Source organism: Vibrio frigidus (assembly GCF_042465995.1).
Lineage (GTDB): Bacteria > Pseudomonadota > Gammaproteobacteria > Enterobacterales > Vibrionaceae > Vibrio.
This window is the reverse complement of sequence record NZ_JBCDMC010000006.1, coordinates 95,363-115,808: the sequence shown is the minus strand read 5'-3', so window position 1 is coordinate 115,808 and position 20,446 is coordinate 95,363. Positions and strand designations below refer to the sequence as shown.

General features: G+C 41.9%; 14 protein-coding genes. 11 read left to right on the top strand and 3 right to left on the bottom strand.

Annotated features, from left to right (window positions below):
* Positions 1-23 precede the first annotated feature (23 nt).
* Positions 24-1,451, bottom strand: coding sequence for a DUF2867 domain-containing protein (locus tag AACW90_RS11735; RefSeq protein WP_390234565.1), 1,428 nt, complete (start codon positions 1,449-1,451; stop codon positions 24-26).
* A gap of 135 nt (positions 1,452-1,586) precedes the next feature.
* Between AACW90_RS11735 and AACW90_RS11730 the strand changes: the two genes are divergently transcribed.
* The 8 genes from AACW90_RS11730 to fabV all read left to right on the top strand — a co-directional run bounded on the left by AACW90_RS11730 (position 1,587) and on the right by fabV (position 13,742).
* Positions 1,587-2,966 carry an MATE family efflux transporter gene (locus tag AACW90_RS11730; protein ID WP_390234562.1) on the top strand — a complete coding sequence of 460 codons (1,380 nt, stop codon included), beginning with the start codon at positions 1,587-1,589 and terminating at the stop codon, positions 2,964-2,966.
* 206 nt (positions 2,967-3,172) lie between these two features.
* Entirely contained in the window at positions 3,173-3,844 is a 672-nt protein-coding gene (locus AACW90_RS11725; RefSeq protein ID WP_390234561.1) for an ABC transporter ATP-binding protein, read from the top strand.
* Complete coding sequence (locus AACW90_RS11720) at positions 3,825-6,278, top strand: ABC transporter permease (RefSeq protein WP_390234558.1); 2,454 nt, start codon at positions 3,825-3,827, stop codon at positions 6,276-6,278. Before AACW90_RS11725 ends, AACW90_RS11720 begins: the two co-directional genes overlap by 20 nt.
* Before the next feature lie 8 nt (positions 6,279-6,286).
* Positions 6,287-7,393: a lipocalin-like domain-containing protein gene (locus AACW90_RS11715; protein ID WP_390234556.1), complete on the top strand. Its 1,107-nt coding sequence runs from the start codon at positions 6,287-6,289 to the stop codon at positions 7,391-7,393.
* A 222-nt stretch (positions 7,394-7,615) separates the two neighbouring features.
* On the top strand, positions 7,616-8,761 hold the full coding sequence (nhaA, locus tag AACW90_RS11710; RefSeq protein ID WP_390234553.1) for a Na+/H+ antiporter NhaA: 1,146 nt from the start codon (positions 7,616-7,618) through the stop codon (positions 8,759-8,761).
* Positions 8,762-9,221: 460 nt separating this feature from the next.
* Entirely contained in the window at positions 9,222-9,857 is a 636-nt protein-coding gene (psrA, locus tag AACW90_RS11705; protein WP_195705038.1) for a TetR family transcriptional repressor PsrA, read from the top strand.
* 103 nt (positions 9,858-9,960) lie between these two features.
* Complete coding sequence (locus AACW90_RS11700) at positions 9,961-12,243, top strand: acyl-CoA dehydrogenase (protein ID WP_390234551.1); 2,283 nt, start codon at positions 9,961-9,963, stop codon at positions 12,241-12,243.
* Between the two features lie 296 nt (positions 12,244-12,539).
* Positions 12,540-13,742, top strand: coding sequence for an enoyl-ACP reductase FabV (gene fabV / locus AACW90_RS11695; protein WP_390234549.1), 1,203 nt, complete (start codon positions 12,540-12,542; stop codon positions 13,740-13,742).
* 81 nt (positions 13,743-13,823) lie between these two features.
* Here the strand turns inward: fabV and AACW90_RS11690 are convergent, their stop codons facing one another.
* The gene (locus AACW90_RS11690; protein WP_390234546.1) at positions 13,824-15,506 is read right to left on the bottom strand and encodes an aspartate:alanine antiporter; all 1,683 of its coding nucleotides are present in this window, start codon (positions 15,504-15,506) and stop codon (positions 13,824-13,826) included.
* 564 nt (positions 15,507-16,070) lie between these two features.
* A complete protein-coding gene (locus tag AACW90_RS11685; protein WP_390234543.1) occupies positions 16,071-16,871 on the bottom strand; it encodes an EAL domain-containing protein in 801 nt (266 codons plus the stop codon).
* A 364-nt stretch (positions 16,872-17,235) separates the two neighbouring features.
* Here AACW90_RS11685 and AACW90_RS11680 point away from each other — a divergent pair, with 364 nt between their 5' ends.
* The 3 genes from AACW90_RS11680 to AACW90_RS11670 all read left to right on the top strand — a co-directional run bounded on the left by AACW90_RS11680 (position 17,236) and on the right by AACW90_RS11670 (position 20,328).
* Positions 17,236-17,604 (top strand): hypothetical protein, encoded by a 369-nt coding sequence (locus AACW90_RS11680; protein ID WP_390234540.1) that lies wholly within the window; start codon positions 17,236-17,238, stop codon positions 17,602-17,604.
* A 151-nt stretch (positions 17,605-17,755) separates the two neighbouring features.
* On the top strand, positions 17,756-18,070 hold the full coding sequence (locus AACW90_RS11675; protein WP_390234539.1) for a VOC family protein: 315 nt from the start codon (positions 17,756-17,758) through the stop codon (positions 18,068-18,070).
* A gap of 281 nt (positions 18,071-18,351) precedes the next feature.
* On the top strand, positions 18,352-20,328 hold the full coding sequence (locus tag AACW90_RS11670) for a methyl-accepting chemotaxis protein (RefSeq protein ID WP_390234537.1): 1,977 nt from the start codon (positions 18,352-18,354) through the stop codon (positions 20,326-20,328).
* The last annotated feature ends 118 nt before the right edge of the window (positions 20,329-20,446 follow it).

Below are 20,446 nucleotides of genomic sequence, written 5' to 3'. Positions count from 1 at the left end.
AATGAATCTGTAACTTATTTACTTTACGCTTTTTTTACTATCGCTTTAACCATGCCTTTAAAAATAAACAGGTGTGCAGGCATCATTGCAAACCAATAAAGTAAACCTCTAAAGCCTTGCGGATGCCACCAGGCTCTGACATCTAACTCTCGGTAACCACCATGATCTTTAATGGTGCATTCAAGGCGACCTAACCCCGGAGCCGTCATACCGAAAAGCAGCGATATAAACTGATTTTTCTCACAACGTATTACCTTCCATGAGTCAATATGATCCCCAATCTTGAGTTCAGGGCCTGAGGGGCATCGTCTTTTTGGAATGCCGCCACCGACGAAAAGATCAAGCCATTCTCGTGTACGCCATAAAATATTGGCGAAGAAATAACCTTCTTCAGGGCTGCCTATTTTCTTAACAACTTGCCATAGCGCTTCGGCTGTTTTATCGGTTTTTATGCTTGCTCCTGCATCTTTCGGATAATACCCATAACCAGATTGCCACCGGTTAAGCGCGGCAGGATCAAACCCCCAAACCTCGCTTCGTATAAACTCGCCTTCATTGCTGACGGACCGAGTAACGGCGTCTTTATATGAGATTAATGGTTGCGGGTATTTTTTGCGGATCTCTTGAGAATCGGCAACGTAGTCGTGTTCGAGCCCGGCCAATAAAGCTCGACCAATATTAGCAGGAACAGAGGTGACCAATCCCAACCAATAAGAGGCCATTTTAGGGGTAAGCAGTGAGGTAGACCAGAGCCGGAGCGGACGCTCGATAGCGCTACATATCACACCAAACTGTTCTCGATAACTTAGAATATCTGGTCCGCCGACTTCGTAAAAATGACTTTGAGTCGGTGATTCATGAAGTTGAGCAAGAAGGTAGTGGTTAAGGTTGTTTAGTGCAATCGGGTTTGCTTTGGAGTCAACCCATTTAGGAGCAATGATAATTGGCATGTTATAGGTGAAATCTTTCATGATTTCAAACGCGGCAGACCCGGGACCAATAATGACTCCGGCTCTTAATTCGGTAACGGGGACGTTAGCCTGCTTTAGGATTTCTCCGGTTTTTTTACGAGCAAGAAGGTGCTCTGAGTTTCCTGTCTGCGGTTGAATAGCACTAAGATAGACAACATGTTTAACGCTGCTATCAATTAACGCGTCTTTAAAATTGATCGCCAAGGAAAGTTCATATTCGAGGAAATCGTGACCATGAGCCATCCCATGGACAAGAAAATAAACAAGCTCATGGCCGCTGACGGCATCTAACGTCGCGTCTTTTTCGGCGAGATCAAGATAGACAGTTGTTAGGTTGGCATGCGGTTGGACTCGTGCTTTCAGGTAGTCTATCTGTCGGGAAGCAGCAGTAACGATATGGCCCTGCTCGAGAAGCAGGGGGATAAGTTGCGAACCAACATAACCAGAAGCGCCAAGAACCAATATTTTTTTCTTTTCCATAGCCAATAACTTCATTCCTTTTCATGGTGATCCCAAATCAATGGGAGTAGAATACTCTTGCTATTCTTCGTGTTAATGCTCTGCCCATTCTTCCACGTCTTTAGGCGCGCATCTCTTTCATTTTTATGAGGCTTTATGACCAACACCTTATCATTAGTTTACAAGTATACAAAAGGTGATTTTTTACGCCGTTTATTTGCCATCGCACTCCCTATCGCACTGCAAAACATTATGTTTTCTAGCAGAGGATTAGTCGATGTTCTTATGCTTGGTCAACTTGGTGAAGCGGATATCGCCGCCGTCGGTGTGGCAAGTCGTGCGATGTTTGTCACTACGCTTATGTTGGTTGGTGTCAATACGGGAGGGGCGTTATTGACGGCGCAGTTTTGGGGGGCAGGGAACAAGGACGGGGTAAGAGAGAGCACCGCCTTAACGTGGATCATTGCGAATGCGTTTGCTTTATTGACTGTCGTCCTGTTTATGCTCTATCCAGAACAGATTATGGAGTTAGCAACCGATTCAGCACAGGTTATTGCTTTGGGTAGTGATTACATCGTCATTACCTCACTTAGTATGTTCGCGGTTGCGTGCGTTAGTAGTATGGCGGTAGGCCTTCGAGCGATGCACCGCCCCGGTGTGAGCACCTTTTTTAGTGGTATTGGTATCGTTTCAAACGTCTTTCTAAATTGGGTTTTGATCTTTGGGCATTTTGGAATGCCCGCAATGGGAATCAAAGGCGCAGCTATCGCGACGGTGCTTAGTGGCGCGATAGAAATTGTCTGTTTGTACGCCTTTTTATATAAATCAAAGAGTTTGCTCGCATTTACGCTGTCTGACGTGAAGGTCGCTTTTACTTCAGAGAAGGTGTCGCGTTTTCTTCGGTTATCATTACCAACAACATTAAACTTCTTTACTTGGGCCGCTGGTCTGTTTGCTTACCACGCTATTATGGGGCGAACCGGGGTACAAGGCTTGGCCGCGTTATCAGTTATGACACCAGTAGATTCAATTGGTATAAGTTTGTTGATAGGGACCTCTACGGCAGCGGGTGTTCTTACGGGCAATCAGATTGGCGCAAAAAAATATGATGCGGTTTATTATCAATCGATAGGATTACTTTTTCTCAGTGTTCTGCTCGGCTTGTGTACGGCTGTGGTCCTTTATACTATCCAAATACCTATCCTCGACTCCTTTAGTGCGTTGACAGAAGAGACACGCGCACTTGCAGATAAGTTTATGCTGATACTCTGTTTCGGAATGGTGATTCGCTCTATACCGCTTACCTTGGTGGTGGGTGTATTAAGGGCAGGTGGTGATGTTAAATATTGTTTGTATCAAGATGTGGTCTCCCAATGGTTTATCGGGATCCCAATTGCGGCTTTCGCCGCCGTATATCTCGGGTTAAAACCTGAGTATGTTTACGTGCTATTTTTGGTTGAGGAGTGCATTAAGTGCTTTAGTGCTATCCATCGATTAAAAAGCAGAAAATGGATACGAAACCTTATTGAAAAGTAAGTCTGTTGACAATTGGCTAAATAACCAACACTCGTACGGTTATTTTTGAGAGAATGCAATTTTATTTGAATATTTTTGAAGCTGTATCATCCTCGTGTGACAGTTTGCTTAAAATAATGTGATCAGGTAGGTAAAATACTTCCGAAAAGTGAGTAATTAGTGTAACTTCACATACCCTGAATTCTTTAATGCGAGTGTAATTATTAATGCTAGAATTGTCCGACCTAAATAAAGGCTATGTAGACGGTGGAGAGTTTCATCCAGTGCTACAAGGGGCAGCTCTAAAATTAAATCAAGGTGAACAACTCGCGTTAATGGGGGAAAGTGGTTCTGGAAAAAGTACGCTACTAAACCTGATTGCAGGACTGGACTCGACTGATTCTGGTGAAATTTGGTTTTCAAGTTTCGCTATGCATGCCAGTAACGAGGTTAAAAAAACAGCCTACCGTCGACACAATATTGGCCATATATTCCAACAATACAATCTTCTACCGACATTGAATATCGCAGACAACATTCGTTTCTGTAGGCAGTTAAAAGGGTTACCAGAAGATAAAGGTTTGTGGCGTCAAATATTATCAGCTCTCGATCTCATGCCTCTATTAGGCCGTTATCCTGAAGAAGTGTCTGGTGGTCAACAACAACGAACCGCAATTGCTCGCGCATTGTATATGGAACCAAAATTGCTGTTGGCAGATGAACCAACCGGTAGTTTAGATGAAAGAAACGCTGAAGCGGTAATGCGACTACTAACCTCGTTAGCCAAGCAGCTTAATTGCACTCTTTTACTTGTCACTCACAGTAAAAAAGTAGCAGAGCACATGAGCGGTTGTGTCCGTCTTCAAGGAGGGCAATTGCATGTTATGGCCGGTAGTTAAAGCACTACTAGGGCATTATCGTCGTCATCCGCTACAATTATTACTCGTCTTGTTCGGGCTCACTTTGGGTGTGTCTGTATATGTCGGGGTTGCCGCGATCAATCAACACGCAAAACAGAGTTATTTGCATAGTGAAACCCTTTTTGCAAATCCTCTGCCTTATACTATCACTCCCAAATTTAGCGCAAATAAGATCCCACAAGGCTTTTACATCCAGCTTCGTCGTGAGGGTTTTAACCAATGCATTCCGTTTGATAATTTAAGAATTGAAACAAAGAGTGGCCGCGATCTCTCAATTGTTGGTGTCGACCCCGTCTCTATTTTGGGGTTAGAAACACTACACCGTAAAAATGACCTCTCGATTTTACGTATGATGCAACCGTCGAAACCTCTCATTATGGGGGCTGAGCTTGCATCATATCTTGGTAAAAGCAGCGGCGACTTTATAGAACTAAAAGATGGCTCGAAACTAGGCCCACTTTTTCTTGACCATAATGCGCTTCTTTCAGGTACTCGAATCCTCGCTGATATATCAAAGGTAAGAGAAATCAATGGGTCGGGTGGTTTCTCGCGTCTTGCCTGTGAAAGCATGCCTGAAGATAAACTGGAAAGACTCAAAAGTATATTGCCTAACGGTATAGAATTGTCGAGAAGCTCTAGAGCCGAATTAGAGTCTCTTACAAAGGCGTTTCATCTAAACCTATCTGCGATGGGTATGCTTGCACTTGTCGTGGGCATATTTATTTTTTACCAAGCTATGTCGCTTTCGTTTATTCAAAGACAAACACTAGTAGGCGTGATGCGTCAGGCTGGGGTCTCGGGATGGCACTTAGCGAAAGCGTTAGCGCTAGAACTAACATTATTCATTTTTATAGGTTGGTTTTTTGGCAATGTATTTGGTCTTATGTTGGCCAATCAGCTTATGCCTTCGGTATCGACTACCTTGGCCGATCTGTACACCGCGAACGTTTCTCTGACGGTTGATTGGAGTTGGCATTGGAGTAAAAACAGTCTGTTGATGGCAATTTTTGGTGCGCTGCTTTCCTGTAGTTGGCCGCTAGTCCGGTTGATAAAGACGCCGCCGATAAGGCTTTCTGCAAAGCTTTCTTTGGTCCGTTTTGCGGGTAGGGAGTTTGCATGGCAAGCATTAGCGGCCGGTATATTTTGCGTTATGGCGATTGGTTTTTATCAACTTCCAGCCACGCCTCAACACGGTTTTATTATTGTCGCACTATTGCTTCTGAGTGTGGCGTTGTTTATGCCATACGTTATCTTTGAATTATTTTCTGCTTTATCGTTCTCTTTACGTTGGGTTAAAGCGCGTTGGTTTTTCTCCGATGCGGCGTCGAGTATGAGCTTTCGTGGTGTTGCGGTGATGGCGTTCGTTTTGGCGATGTCAGCAAACATAACCGTAGAAACATTAGTCGGTAGTTTCAGAGCCACAACCGAGAGCTGGTTGACACAACGATTGGCGGCGGATGTCTATATATTTCCTACCAACAGTTCGGCAGGTCGAATGAGCAGTTGGCTGAGTACGCGCCCAGAAGTTAAAGAAGTATGGTCGCGTTGGGAATTAGAATTACCAACAAAAACTGGTGTGTTAGAAGTTGTCAGCACCGGCCTGAGTAATGGCGAGAGAGATTCTGTACCAGTAAAAATAGCGATACCTAACTATTGGTATCAACTTAATACATCGAAAGGTGTCATGATCAGTGAGGCAATGGCCCTTAAAAAAGGTATACGCCCTGGTGATGAGATCCAATTGGGTGGCGTGGTTGAAGAATCATGGCAGGTAGTTGGCGTTTATTATGATTATGGTAACCCATACAACCAAGTATTAATGTCTCATCGAAATTGGAAGAGCCGATTTGGCGGCTTAGGCAATATTGGGCTTGGTGTTATTGCCACTGATGAGGCAAATATCGATAACTTACTGGCTCAATTACAATCTAGGTATGCCTTGTCAGAAGATAGACTATTCGATAACAGCAATATACACGGTCAGGCGATGCGTATTTTCGACCGCACCTTTGTTATTGCGGATACGTTAGGAAATCTGACGTTGTTTATAGCGATATGCGGCATTTTCTTTGCGACGTTAGCAGGAGAGGTCTCTAAACAACGGAATACTGCCCTGTTGAGGTGTTTTGGCATATCGACATTCGAACTCATCGCGTTAAGTGGTTTACAGCTATTTATGTTTGGATTGATCTCTGCTTTGGTCGCAATGCCGCTAGGTTTAGCGCTTGCGAAAGTGATGGTAGAAGTGGTACTAAAAGAATCTTTTGGTTGGACGATGCCCTTGTATGTTATTCCTTGGGAATATCTAAATACCTTTGCGTCGGCCATGATCGCGCTCATACTAGCAGGGATTTTACCCATTATAGGTATGATCAAACGAACACCAATGAAATCACTTAGAGACGCATTGTAACTATGAAAATGCCTGTAATAAAACGCAATATAGTCATTATGTTAGCCGCTATTCTTGTTATTCTGGTGGCTGGGCTTTTTTACTATTTCTCGTTTGGTCGTTCTTCTGAGAAAGAGACCATTACCTACGCATTTTCTAACAGTCAAAAATCGGTCTTTGAACCCGTTTTACCGGGTGTTTCGGTTTCGTTTCCTGACAGCTTTTCATTTCACCATGAGTTTAAACGAGAGGGATGGCAGTATTTCGCTAACCTAGTGGGTGAAGATGGTGAACTCTACTCAGTTCAATGGAACTATTATCGCATTGCTAGGAATGAGAGCGAAGCTAGTGGGTGGAACAGTACTCAACTCTATCTGTCCAACTCGGTTGTCACCTCAAAAGACAAAGTATGGAAACAGCAACGTATTGCTAGAGGTGGTATTGGACAAGCTGGATTTCGAGCTCGTCCATTTCGGTTGTGGATCGATAACTGGAGCTGGCGCTCGATAAGTTCCTCGCCGTTACCTGGGATTTTACAGGTGGAAACCGATGATTTTGCTCTCAAATTGAGTTCCTCCTCTCTTCAGGGTTTTATTCTTAACGGTGACAAAGGCTACCAAGAACAACATGATCTATTGCCTATCGCAGCTTATGGCTTCGGTGCTCCGTCTGTTCGTTCGTCGGGTCAACTTATACTCGATGGTAAGGTTGTTACTGTGAATGGACAGGCATGGTTAAGTAAGGAGTGGGGGAGCGACCTAGCCGTTATCGAAGGGCAGAAGGCGGTGACCGTTAATCTCCATTTGGCTGATGGAGGACACCTGAAGCTTAATCAAACTCGTATTCCTAATTATCCTGTTTATAACTATGGTATGTTAGTGAAACGAGATGGCTCCATTCTTCCTTTAGCGGACACCGATATAGTGATGTCTGCATTAGGATTTACGCCAATGGAAAACGGAAAATTAGTCCCATTAACGTGGCAAATTAGTATAGAAAAATTAGATATAGATCTAATTATTACCCCTCTTCGTGATGACCTCTGGCATGCGTTTTATAATCCATATTGGCAAGGGTCGGTGTCCGCAATGGGAACGCAAGATGCTTACGGGATGCTTCAGCTTACGGGATTTTAAGTCAGAATCGGTTTCGTAAATATACAAATAACGTTCAATGCTCGTCCAATACTCGGAAAAACCGAATATATTCATCTAAACAATCGATTATTCCTAAGTTGGCCTATCGTATAAACTGCGCCTATTCTTATGTAATAATAATCACAGACTTAATGTTACTTAACCAAATGCATTGTTGTTAGTTAGATAGGCAAAGCGGTAAAGTGAGTTAGAGGTAAATCAATGAGTGACGGAATTCGCGACTTTTTTAAAATGGAATCGGCTGGTGGCATACTGCTCGTTATAGCAGCGGCTGTCGCTATGGTTGTAGCGAACACAGGGTTTGGTGAATCTTACAACAATGTATTGCACTCATATGTATTTGGCATGTCAGTGTCGCACTGGATTAACGATGGATTAATGGCCATATTTTTCCTTTTAATTGGTCTTGAAGTAAAAAGAGAACTATTAGAAGGTGCATTGAAGTCCAAAGAAACCGCTATTTTTCCAGCAATTGCTGCCGTTGGCGGTATGTTAGCTCCTGCATTAATTTATATACTATTCAATTTTGGTGACCCACAAGCAATGCAAGGTTGGGCGATACCGGCTGCGACAGATATTGCATTCGCACTTGGTATTATGGCGTTGCTTGGTAAACGAGTGCCTATTTCGTTAAAGGTGTTTTTACTGGCTTTGGCTATCATAGATGACTTGGGTGTCGTTGTTATCATTGCGCTATTTTATAGTGGTGATCTGTCTACACTTGCACTGACTATTGGTTTCATTATGACAGGTGTCCTGTTTATGATGAATTCTAAGAACGTGACGAAATTACCTTACTACGTTATCGCAGGATTAATTCTATGGATAGCCGTATTGAAATCGGGTGTACACGCCACATTGGCCGGTGTCGTTATTGGCTTTGCTATACCTCTGAAAGGTAAAGAAGGTGAAGAGTCACCACTTAAGCATCTAGAGCACGCACTGCACCCTTATGTTGCGTTCTTGATTTTACCCATATTTGCTTTTGCTAATGCAGGCATCTCGTTAGCTGGTGTGTCATTATCCGGATTGACCTCGATGTTGCCATTAGGTATTGCGTTAGGGCTTCTGGTTGGTAAACCATTAGGTATCTTTAGTTTTAGCTGGTTAGCAGTTAAAAGCGGTGTGGCTAAGTTACCTGAAGGTGTGAATATGAAACATATATTTGCAGTGTCGGTCTTATGTGGTATTGGTTTTACCATGTCTATCTTTATTTCATCACTCGCGTTTACGGGGGTGAGTGCAGAGTTTGATACCTATGCACGTTTAGGCATACTACTCGGCTCAACGACCGCCGCAATTTTAGGGTATGTTCTATTGAGCATCTCATTACCAAAGAAAGCGTAAATTGATTTAGAAAAGAGTTCGATAGATAAGTCATTTAAGAATAGGTAAGCCTTTGAGCCATATGGTTCAGGGGCTTTTTTATTGTCTTTTTGTAGAGATGAATGGGGCCTGTGTAATGCACATGGCAGACTCAAATCCTTATTTTCTAATAGGTTGAGCGACTGAGCTTATCTACAGGCAAAAAAATGCCCAATCCAAAGTGGATTGGGCGATACAAACATAGGAGTTAATAAGAAAAAGCAGTATGTGGAGTAAAACAGTGAGAAAACGAGTCTAAACCTTCTTAAACTTAGCAATGCTCTGCCTACTACACTTATATGACCCCCCTTATTCAAGACAGTTCAATTTAATTTCATTTCATTTATACCTAAATTTTTATGACTAATTATCATAAATGTGATGTTAAATACTTGTTAATTATGTTCGGTGTATGTATATTTCAAACAGTTGTTTAATACGGTTGATTGAAATGGCTCAGAAAAACAAAACGAAAGATAAGATATTAGATGTAGCAGAGAGCCTATTCGCAGAGCAAGGTTTTAACGATACTTCATTACGAGCGATAACCAGTAAAGCTAATGTGAATTTGGCTTCAGTCAATTATCATTTTGGAGATAAAAAAACCTTAGTAAGGGCTGTGCTTAATCGATACTTAGAAGCATTCATGCCTGCCGTTGGTGAAGAACTGCGTATTTTAAGCCAAACAGATAATTTCTCAATGGAAGACGTGTTCTCTTGTCTGAAAAAGCCATTGTTGCAACTTAACGAATTAAGACCTCATGGCGCATCTCGTTTTATGTCATTGATTGGAAGAGGCTATACCGATGTGCAAGGCCACTTGAGATGGTTTATCACCACCCGATATAGTGAAGTGCTTTCTCAATTTACTAATTTGATTGTTAAAGCTAACCCAAACTTATCACCAGAAACGCTTTTTTGGCGATTGCATTTTACGCTGGGAACCTGCGTATTCACTATGGCCTCAAGTCAGGCACTAAGTGAAATCGCAATTAACGATTATGGTCAAGCGGTTGATTCATCGGTAGTGATAAATCAACTTATCCCTTATCTAGCGGCTGGGGTTAGCGCGGATTAAAGATTGAACGAAAAAAATTACTATTTTAGCAAAGTGAAACGTTACCAATAACTAACTACTTATTTTTAAAATAAAAGTACTTATAGAACAAAAGGATCGGACTATGTGCTCTCTACGTAGAAAATGGGTAAGCGACCCAGCATTTAAAATGTTTAAGAAAGTATTACCACCATTGTCAGACACAGAAAAAGAAGCAATGGAAGCGGGTAGTGTGTGGTGGGATGGCGACCTATTTTCTGGGTCACCAGACTGGCAAAAGCTGCATCATTATCCAAAGCCTTCTTTGACAACGGAAGAGCAATCGTTCATCGACAATGAAGTTGAAACCTTGTTGGAAATGTTGGATGACCATCAGATTGTTAAGAAAGACAGAGATCTTCCAAAAAATGTCTGGGACTATATCCTTAAAGAGCGTTTTTTCTCGTTAATTATTTCTAAAGAGTATGGAGGAAGAGCGTTTTCTTCTCATGCTAACTCAACCATAGTGACAAAGATCGCTTCTCGTAATGGCAGTGCTGGCGTTACGGTAATGGTGCCCAATTCTTTAGGCCCTGGTGAGTTGCTTTCTCACTATGGTACACAAGAACAGAAAGACTATTGGTTACCAAGGCTTGCTGATGGGCGCGAAATACCTTGTTTTGCTTTGACGGGTCCGGAAGCGGGTTCCGATGCGGGCGGTATTCCAGATATGGGTACGGTTTGTATGGGTATGCACGAAGGTGAAGAAGTCCTTGGTATGCGAATTAGCTGGAACAAACGCTACATTACGCTAGCACCAGTTGCTACTGTATTGGGTCTGGCATACAAGCTTCAAGACCCTGACGGTTTACTTGGTGGTGAGGTCGATTTAGGCATTACCTGTGCCTTGATACCGACGGATCATGCAGGAGTAGAGATTGGCGACCGTCATGACCCGCTCGGCCTTGCATTTATGAACGGCCCTACTCGTGGTGAAGACGTATTCATTCCTATGGACTGGGTAATCGGTGGTCAAGATTATGTAGGTAAAGGCTGGCGGATGTTGGTTGAGTGTTTGTCTGCCGGTCGTGGTATCTCTTTGCCAGCAATGGGGGCAGCAACCGGACACCTTACTTCACGTACGACAGGTGCCTATGCTTATGTACGCAAACAGTTTGGGCTTTCCATTGGTAAATTTGAAGGTGTCGCTGAAGCGATGGGTCGTATCGGCGGTCTAACGTATATGTTAGAAGCCACACGTACGCTAACGACGACCTCACTTGATCTGAAAGAGAAGCCGGGTATTGTCACTGCTATTGCTAAATACCATATGACGGAAATGGCGCGTACGTTGCTCGATGACTCAATGGATATTCATGCTGGTCGCGGTATTCAGCAAGGTCCGATGAACTATCTCGCGAACCAATATATTGGAGCGCCTGTTGCGATCACGGTTGAGGGGGCGAACATACTAACTCGTAACCTTATGATCTTTGGCCAAGGCGCAACACGTTGTCATCCATATGTATTAAAAGAGATGGCCGCCGCCGCAAACCCAGATCAAGAGCAAGGCGCGAAAGAGTTCGATGAGTTGTTATTCAAACATATCGGCCATGGTCTCAAGAACACCTTTGGTGCTTTTACGGCTGGCATCACTGGTTCAGCGTTTATCAAAGCGCATATGAGTGGTCCAACCAAGCGTTATTACAAGGACCTAACTCGTATCAGTCGAGCTTTGGCACTGAGCTCTGATGTAGCGATGGCGACGTTGGGTGGTGATCTAAAACGTAAAGAGATGATATCGGCAAGGTTAGGCGATGGATTGAGTTTTCTTTATATGGCGTCAGCGGTATTGAAGAAGTACGAAGATGAAGGACGTCAGCAAAGTGATTTGGTGTATGTAGATTACTCTATCCAACATTGCTTGTATCGCGCTTCCCAAGCGCTACAAGAAACGTATACCAACTTCCCTAATCGTATTGCTGGACACATGTTAAGTGTGCTTGTATTCCCATTAGGCAATCGCTTTAAGAAACCAGCAGATCAGTTGTCCGTTAAAATTGCAGAATCTTTGATGACGCCGGGCGCACATCGTGACCGCTTAACTCACCTATGTTACGTAGGCGTGAAAGAAGATGATGCGGTTGGGCTGATGGAACGCGCGTTTATCAAGTTGTATAGTGTTCGCGGGCTTGAAAGAAAACTCATTCAGGGTGTTAAGGATGGTAAGGTTGTGAGAAAAGGTCCGTTAGTAGAGCGTCTACAGCAAGCTTTGGAAGCGGGTGTTCTTACGCAAAAAGAAGTGGACCAGATTAATGATGCTGAAGCGCTACGAAGTAAAGCCATTCAAGTTGACCACTTTAGTCATGACTTCTCTGAAGTGAAAACTTATAAGCAATCAGAACCAAAGCTCAATAGTGTCGCTTAACGTTTGTTTGGTTAAATAAACGCAATAAAAATTGGACACCAAAGGCATCTCATCTGAGATGCCTTTCTATTGTCTAATCCCAAACTGTATTTATAGAAAGTGAAAATGGTCCTGTTTGACGCTGATTTTGGTTATACATGCGCTATTTTTATGCGACAACTACTCCAACCACTTATAAATGAACAGTAATTTGTAAGAAAATTGATGCGATTTCTTGATTAACCTTTTATTCTAGCCAGAATATTAAAGGCAAAGTTGTTACTATTGCCCAAGCTTTATATTAAAGGACGCTGAAAATGATCATCAAACCTAGAATTCGTGGTTTTATTTGCACCACTACACACCCAGTAGGTTGTGAAGCAAACATTAAAGAACAGATTGTTTACACCAAAGCTCAAGGTCCTATTGTTAATGCACCAAAACGTGTTTTGGTGGTTGGTTCCTCTAGTGGTTACGGTTTGTCTTCTCGAATTACCGCTGCATTTGGTGGTGGGGCTTCAACCATTGGTGTTTTCTTTGAAAAAGCGGGTTCCGAAAAGAAAACAGGAACAGCAGGTTATTACAATTCGGCTGCATTCGAAAAGCTAGCTCATGAAGAAGGGCTATACGCGAGAAGCTTAAATGGTGACGCGTTTTCTAATGAAGCAAAACAGAAAACGATTGATCTCATTAAAGAAGATTTGGGTCAGATCGACATGGTCGTCTATTCGCTGGCTTCACCTGTACGTAAACTGCCAGACACGGGTGAGTTGATTCGTTCAACTTTGAAACCGATCGGAAGCGCTTATAGTTCTACTGCCGTTGATACGAATAAAGATGTGATCATCGAAGCGAGTGTCGAGCCAGCTAACGAGCAAGAAATCAGCGATACGATTACCGTTATGGGTGGGGAAGATTGGGAGCTTTGGATTAATGCTCTATCTGAAGCTGGCGTGTTAGCTGAGGGATGCAAAACCGTTGCCTATAGCTACATTGGTACGGAATTGACGTGGCCTATCTATTGGGACGGCGCGCTCGGTAAAGCGAAGATGGATCTAGATCGTGCAGCCCATGCACTCAATGAGAAATTGGCGGCGCTTAATGGCAGTGCCAATGTCGCGGTGTTAAAGTCTGTTGTTACACAAGCAAGTTCTGCTATACCGGTTATGCCTCTTTATATAGCGATGGTGTTTAAGAAGATGCGTGAAGAAGGTGTGCATGAAGGTTGCATCGAACAGATTCAACGCATGTTTAGCCAGCGTTTATATAAAGCGGATGGGTCGGTTTCAGAAGTGGATGAAAGTAATCGTCTACGTCTTGATGACTGGGAATTACGTGATGACATTCAAGAGTACTGTAGTAAGTTGTGGCCTCAAATTACGACTGAAAATCTGAAAGAATTGACTGATTACGTTGAGTATAAAGAAGAATTCTTGAAGCTATTTGGTTTTGGCGTTGATGGCGTCGACTACGAGGCGGATGTTAATCCTGCTGTCGACTTTGATATCATCGATATCTAAGTTTACGTGGTAATAAAAAAGCGCTCATTTGAGCGCTTTTTTGATCATAAGGTCAAGACGATAGCGTGGTCTTAAGTCGACTCAGCTCAAAATGATGAGTAGGGTGCCTGCAAGCGTCATTAATATATTCGCGATAGCGTAAGTACCTGCATAACCTAGAGCTGGGATCGTGGACCTTGCATATTCGTTAACAATGTCCATTGCTGGTGCACAGGTTCTCGCACCAATGATTGCTCCAAAGAGTAGGGCTCTATTCATTTTAAAAACGTAAGCACCAACAAGGTAAGCGAGGACTACTGGAACCACGCTTACAATCAAACTTATTAGTATGATCTGTAATCCTGTCTGATTCATAAAGGTGAATAGGTTACCGCCCGCACTAAGACCTATTCCCGCCATAAAAAACATTAAGCCAAGATCCTTCACCATATTCAGTGCGCCCTGAGGAACGTAGCCAAAGGTTGGGTGATTTGCTCGTAAGAACCCGAGGGTAATACCTGCGAGTAAAAGTCCAACTGCATTACCTAAGCCAAAGGTGACTTGACCGAAAGTCATGGTAACTAACCCAAAGAGAATGCCAAGGATAAAAAAGCTGCAAAAAGCCAATAGATCAGCCATTTGGCTGTGTATAGATATAAAACCAATACGTTCGGCTAGCCCTAACACGCGGCTCTTTTCACCACTAACCTGCAGAATGTCACCTTTAGCCAATACAATGGTGAGGTCCATTGGCATCTCGATCTGAGCTCTGACTACTCGGTTTAAGAAACAACCATATTCCGAAAGGTTAAGGTCTGATAGCTTTTTACCAGATATGCTGTCACTTTTTACGACGATCTCTTCCTCGACAATTCGAAGGTCGAGTAAATTGCGGTCAAATACCTCTTTACCATTTCTAAAACTTGGGTCTAAGCGGGCATGGCTATCGGGATAACCAACCAATGCTATTTCATCGCCCTCTTGTAAAATGGCGTCACCATCAGGATGGGCGAGTATGCCATTACGCCTGATTCTTTCGATGTAACAACCCGTTTGACGATATATACCCAGTTCTCGAAGATTTTTACCATCGATCCAATTAATGAGTTCTTTGCCGACACGATACGCTCGAATAATTGGCAAATAAACCTTTCTATGGGCAGCACTACCAATGCCACGTTCTTGCGCTATTTGTTCCGCACTGTCGTGTAGATCTTGTTTTTGTAGCTTCGGTAGTAGCTTTGCAAACAGTATCATACTTATCAAACCAACCAGATAAGCAAGCGCATAGCCAACGGATAGGTTCTGTAACACAAGTTCCATGTCTGCATTATGTGGAAGTGTTGCTAACCCAGAATTTAACGCATCTTGTGCACCCACTAAAACAGGCGTTGCGGTTAATGCTCCGGCCATTAGCCCAGCGGAGAGACCGTAATCTAGTCCAACCAAGCGGCTAGCGAAATAGGTTAGAGAAATAGCAGAAACGAGTACGATTAGGCTAAGCATTAAATAATGCTTGCCATCTCTAAAAAAGATGCCGAAAAAATTGGGTCCAGCTTCAATACCTACGCAATAGATAAATAGCATGAAACCAATAGTTAATGCTTCGTGGCCTATTGAAAACCCAAGGTTACCCATGACGAGTGCGGTAACAAGCACACCAATTGAGTTTCCTAGTTGAAAACCGCCAAAGCGTATTTTACCTATTGCTAAGCCAATGGCGAGAACGACAAAAACGAGTAATATTTGATTCTGTTCAAGGATCAAAGCGACATCAATATTCACAGATTTAACTCAAAAATTTATAGTTTGAAATAGAATGCGTATGAATGAATTGTATCTGAATATTTATAAAAGATAAGCGTAATTTATGCTTTTCTTTGATTATTAGACTAATACCAAGCTTAGCAAAGTCATGGGCAAGTTAAATGTCATTCCGCAGACCGCTCAAGAGAGGTCATTAAAGTTTGCACCATAACATCTAACTTGATGATTCAGTCGAATTCTCAGATTGGTATAAAATGACGGGGCATGTATTCAAAAGAAAATTTGAGTAAGAAAAAAGCCCTAAAAATGGTTCTATTTATAGGTTTATGCGCTTGATTTAAACAAAATTAAATTTATTCATGCCACAAATTTACCACACTCAAATTCTTCCTCTATTTTTACACTTACTTTTAGAGAAACACCATAGAATACATACATGAAAGAATCACCTTAGGGTGTTTTTTGTTACAGTAATAGATTGATTTTAAATGGTTAGTTAAAAATAACGCTCATATATTGACCATAAATATTGAACTGGTAATCATGATATTCCTAACAAACTTTTATATTTCATTGCAAGATTTATTTATATGCTGAAATGGCACAACCATGTCTACATAATGCTTTCATATCAACGGGGCGACCATAGTGAAACCCTTGAACCAAGCTGTGACACATAAACTGTAAAGCATTGTGTTCTTGACTATTTTCAATTCCTTCTAGGACGATCGTATATCCCTTTGAATATAATCGCTTAACAAGGTCTGGAAGAAAACTATTCAAACTTGTGCAGTACTCCCTTATTAATGAACGATCAATTTTTACTATGTTTGGATTTAACAAATCAACTCGATATTCATTTGATTCTTTCTGCCCATAGTCGCCAATAGCAACCTGATTACCAGCTTTCCTAAAAGATGCAATCCCCGAAACGAACTGGTCCGTATTACTTTCTTTAAACTCTGTTATCTCCCAAATAACCTGCTCCATCGATACTCCTTCAAGAGTAATTCTTTCGAGCACTTTATTGATTGAAAACTCATCACTCGCAATACGAGAAAACATAGTTGGATGTGTATTAAGAAAAACTTTCCCCGACAGATTAGCCAGTGAAAAGTTACGTAAATGGAGGCTACAACAAAGAGCGCCTACATTAGTTAGCTCAGTATCGTCGGTAAAGTTTTCAAAAAAAGAGGTTGGATTGATAACGGCTCCTTTTCTAGTTATCCTGACTAGCCCTTCATACCCGTATACTTCTGTGAGTGATTTTTTCAAAATTGGTTGAAATACACTCCTAACAGTGTCTCCTTTATAATGGGCAACCCACTCCCCCTCAACTAACTGAAATAATCGTTGAATACTTGTAGGTGTGAATAGTTCCATACTATCAATCCGTTCAAATTAGAGTCAAAGCTCTATCGTGTCTGAATTTTGCCCATATGTAGTAATATGAAAGTTATTCGATAAATAGATACAGGTCAGTTTCCGTAAATTGAAATTGTCCAATTCCTTGATTTTCGGACTCCAAATCCGCGTGTTAGGAGTTCGAATCTCTCCACCCCTGCCATTACATTTGCATATCTATGAAAAAAAAGGCCACTCTTCTGAAGTGACACCATAAAGTTGGCCTTTTTGTCGTTTCAGGATCTATATTTCTTTTTTTCTAGCAAACTACGGTATTACTTGTTAAAAATACGGATATTCACGTGTAAAAAAATTTTAGCAATATAAAGATAATTGAGGTTATATGAGAATTAAAATGTCATGGCTACTTTTACTTGGTGTGCATAGCTCTGTTTTTGCAAATGTTGGTTACGAAGTACAAGTAACAGTAAAGAAACTGGAATTAGAATTAGTTTTCCCTGCTTTTCAAATTATGGAACCTGAGCAAATTGGTACCGCTTATGTCGATGGTTGTGCATATGTAGGAAAACTGACAGTACAAGATGAGGAAAGTATATTATTAAAAGCAGATATGTCTTGTGATGATGTTGATTTTAGTCGGGAGATGCCAATATTTGTTCTCAGCTCAAAAGGTGAAAGAGTTAGTTATGAGTTGGTAGGAGATGACAAAATAATATGGGAATATTCTGTTGAAGTTAAGACATTGAAATGAAGCAATATTGCTAACGAATTGTCAAAGAATGATTTGGTACGCGTGGTGCTTTTATTTGTGTTAGCTTTCGTATTGTAGAAGTGTTGTGTTGTGAGCCTCAAGCCTTAACAAAACGTGGATGTATTCAGGTTTTTATGGAGAAATATAAATTATGAAATTTAGTCATTTAGGTATTCCAACGACTGATAAGTTTGAAGGTGAAATTGATTTACCTCACTTAAAAATGACAGTGTCCGACCACCAGAATAACCCGTACGGAATTCAATGGCAGCGATTTTGGAAAGATGCACCTTATCCCGAATTGGTTAAAACAATGCCACATGTGGCTTTTGAAGTTGATAATTTAATCGCAGAATTAGAAGGTAAGAAGATAATTATTGAACCTAATTCTCCGAGCGATGGACTAGTGGTCGCTTTTATTGAGGTGAATGGAGCTCCAGTGGAGTTAATGGAGTATTCTAAATAGCCTCGATATAACCGATCACTTTCCCAGTTATTTTTTACTTCGTAACGCGCTGATAAGAACAACAGATCATTGCATAACCATTGTCGCCCCGGATCACCCGTACATTAATCAGATCGAGCTAATAAAAACTGGTCAGCCTGTTTATCCAGAATTCATTGATTTTTGTGATCAAAGGGCGTGACGGACAACTAAATACAATGGTGTAATAGCCTAACATTAGTTGTAGTTGCTAATCTTATTAGTAACTACTAATGAATTACTCAATAAAAAGGTTAACTTCTATGCCCGTAAAAACAATCAAACAAAAGTATAGCTTAGTGCTAGTGACCTTTATAGTTCTAATCAGTATCCTTACGACCATAGGTATACAGAAGTGGGTAAAACCGGGTCTACAAGCCGAAGAAGAAAAAAATCTTAGCTTTGCGGTCAAAGATATTGCCACCGAAATCAAACTAACCTTAGCTGCTGTACAGGCTCAACAACGTTCTACTACTCAACTTATTCCGAACCTTGAAAGCGCGCAAATTGATTCTTTATTACCTCACTTGGTAGATCAGTACGGTAATCAACTGGTGTTTGGCGGTGGTATTTGGCCCATGCCTAACAAAAGGATTGTCGGGGTAGACAGAGCAAGCTCATTCTACCATCGAGACGCTAGCGGTAAGCTAATTGTAAACACCTATTGGAATAGTGATGAAGCACCTGACTATTTCACTCAAGCATGGCACAAGGCAGGCCAGAACGCACCTAAAGGCCAATGTGTCTGGGCCAATGCTTACAAAGATGGTGCCAGCCTACAACCACGTACAAACTGTGCAATGGGTATTTATAAAGATTCCTCTCTATACGGGGTATCTACTGTCGATGTAACCCTTGGATTTTTTAACGATCTAGTGGCCGATAAAGAGCGTGAGCTCAATGCAGAGATCTTGATTGTTGAAGCTGATGGGAAAATTCTTAGTACTAATAGAGTTCTTAGCAACGACAACGTTATCTTAACCGAGCTATCTGGTCAGTCTTACCCACTGGCAGCAACTCTAAACGAAGCTTTAAAAACTTCAGAATTTAGGAAGGAATTTGAACAAAATGGTGAAGAACACATTCTTCTAGTTCAAGAGGTGGTCGGTACTCCTTGGTTAATCGCGGTAGCGAAACCAACAAATCTACTCACTATGCTAACACAAGAAATCATGTCTACTCTGGCTGTGATTCAACTTCCAATGGTCGTCATCCTACTGGCCGTGCTGCTTTATGCATTTACGAGCTTGGGTAATCGATTCAAGGCACTTAAGGAAAACGTAGATACTCTTTCAGCGGGTGATGCAGACCTCAGCATTAGGCTTCCGATTAAAGGGGAAGATGAGCTAGACGCTGTTTCTGAATCCATGAACAACTTTATCTCGTACCTACAAAAACTGATCACTAATGTCATTGAAGCAAACAAGGTTTGTAATGAACAGATTACCGCAATGTCTGCCGTAACAGAGGAAACGCTTATAGTATTGGATAAACACGTTAAAGAAACAGACATGGTAGCAACCGCTGTTAACGAACTAAGCTCTTCTGCACAAGAAGTAGCTGGATATACCAATCAAAGCGCAGACATTACTAGTTCAGCACAGCGCGAAGCACAGAACTCGGGCGATTCGGCACGCAAAGCAACTGATAGTGTCGGCGAGTTAATGCAAAATGTTGAACTAACGTCTGAAAACGTTGGCAAGATGCAAGACAACGCCTCTTCAATTGAGGGGGTGTTACAGGTTATTCGTGGCATTGCTGAACAAACTAATTTACTTGCGCTAAACGCGGCGATTGAAGCTGCCCGAGCAGGTGAGATGGGTCGTGGATTCGCTGTTGTTGCCGACGAAGTACGAAACCTGGCTGCAAAAACTCAAGACAGTACCACTGAAGTTGCTGAGATGCTGGATATCTTGAAGAATGGTGTTGAAACAACAGTTATGTCGATGTCAGAAACCCGAGAACAATGCCAAGTTACATCGGTATTGACGAATGATGTCACTGAAGGAATAACCACCATGCAAAATTCTGTTTCCAAAGTGGATGATGTGAGCGTTCAAATTGCTACGGCTGCAAATGAGCAAAGTCAGGTGGCGGATGATATCAACCGAAGCATGCAATCTATCAGTAGTATGCTTATGGAGCTACACGGCCACGGTCAAACATCAGGGGAACATGCGAAAGCCCTCCAAAACGCTAACCGAGAGTTACAAGATCTTGTTGACCAATTTAAGGTGTGATACCTGAGACAAGCCCGCAAAAAAACACTGTTGCGGCAATTAAATTAATAAGAGTCTACTTGAGTAGTAATGCCGATCAGTTAGCGTAAATATGATCTGTTGAACGATCTTACAGAGA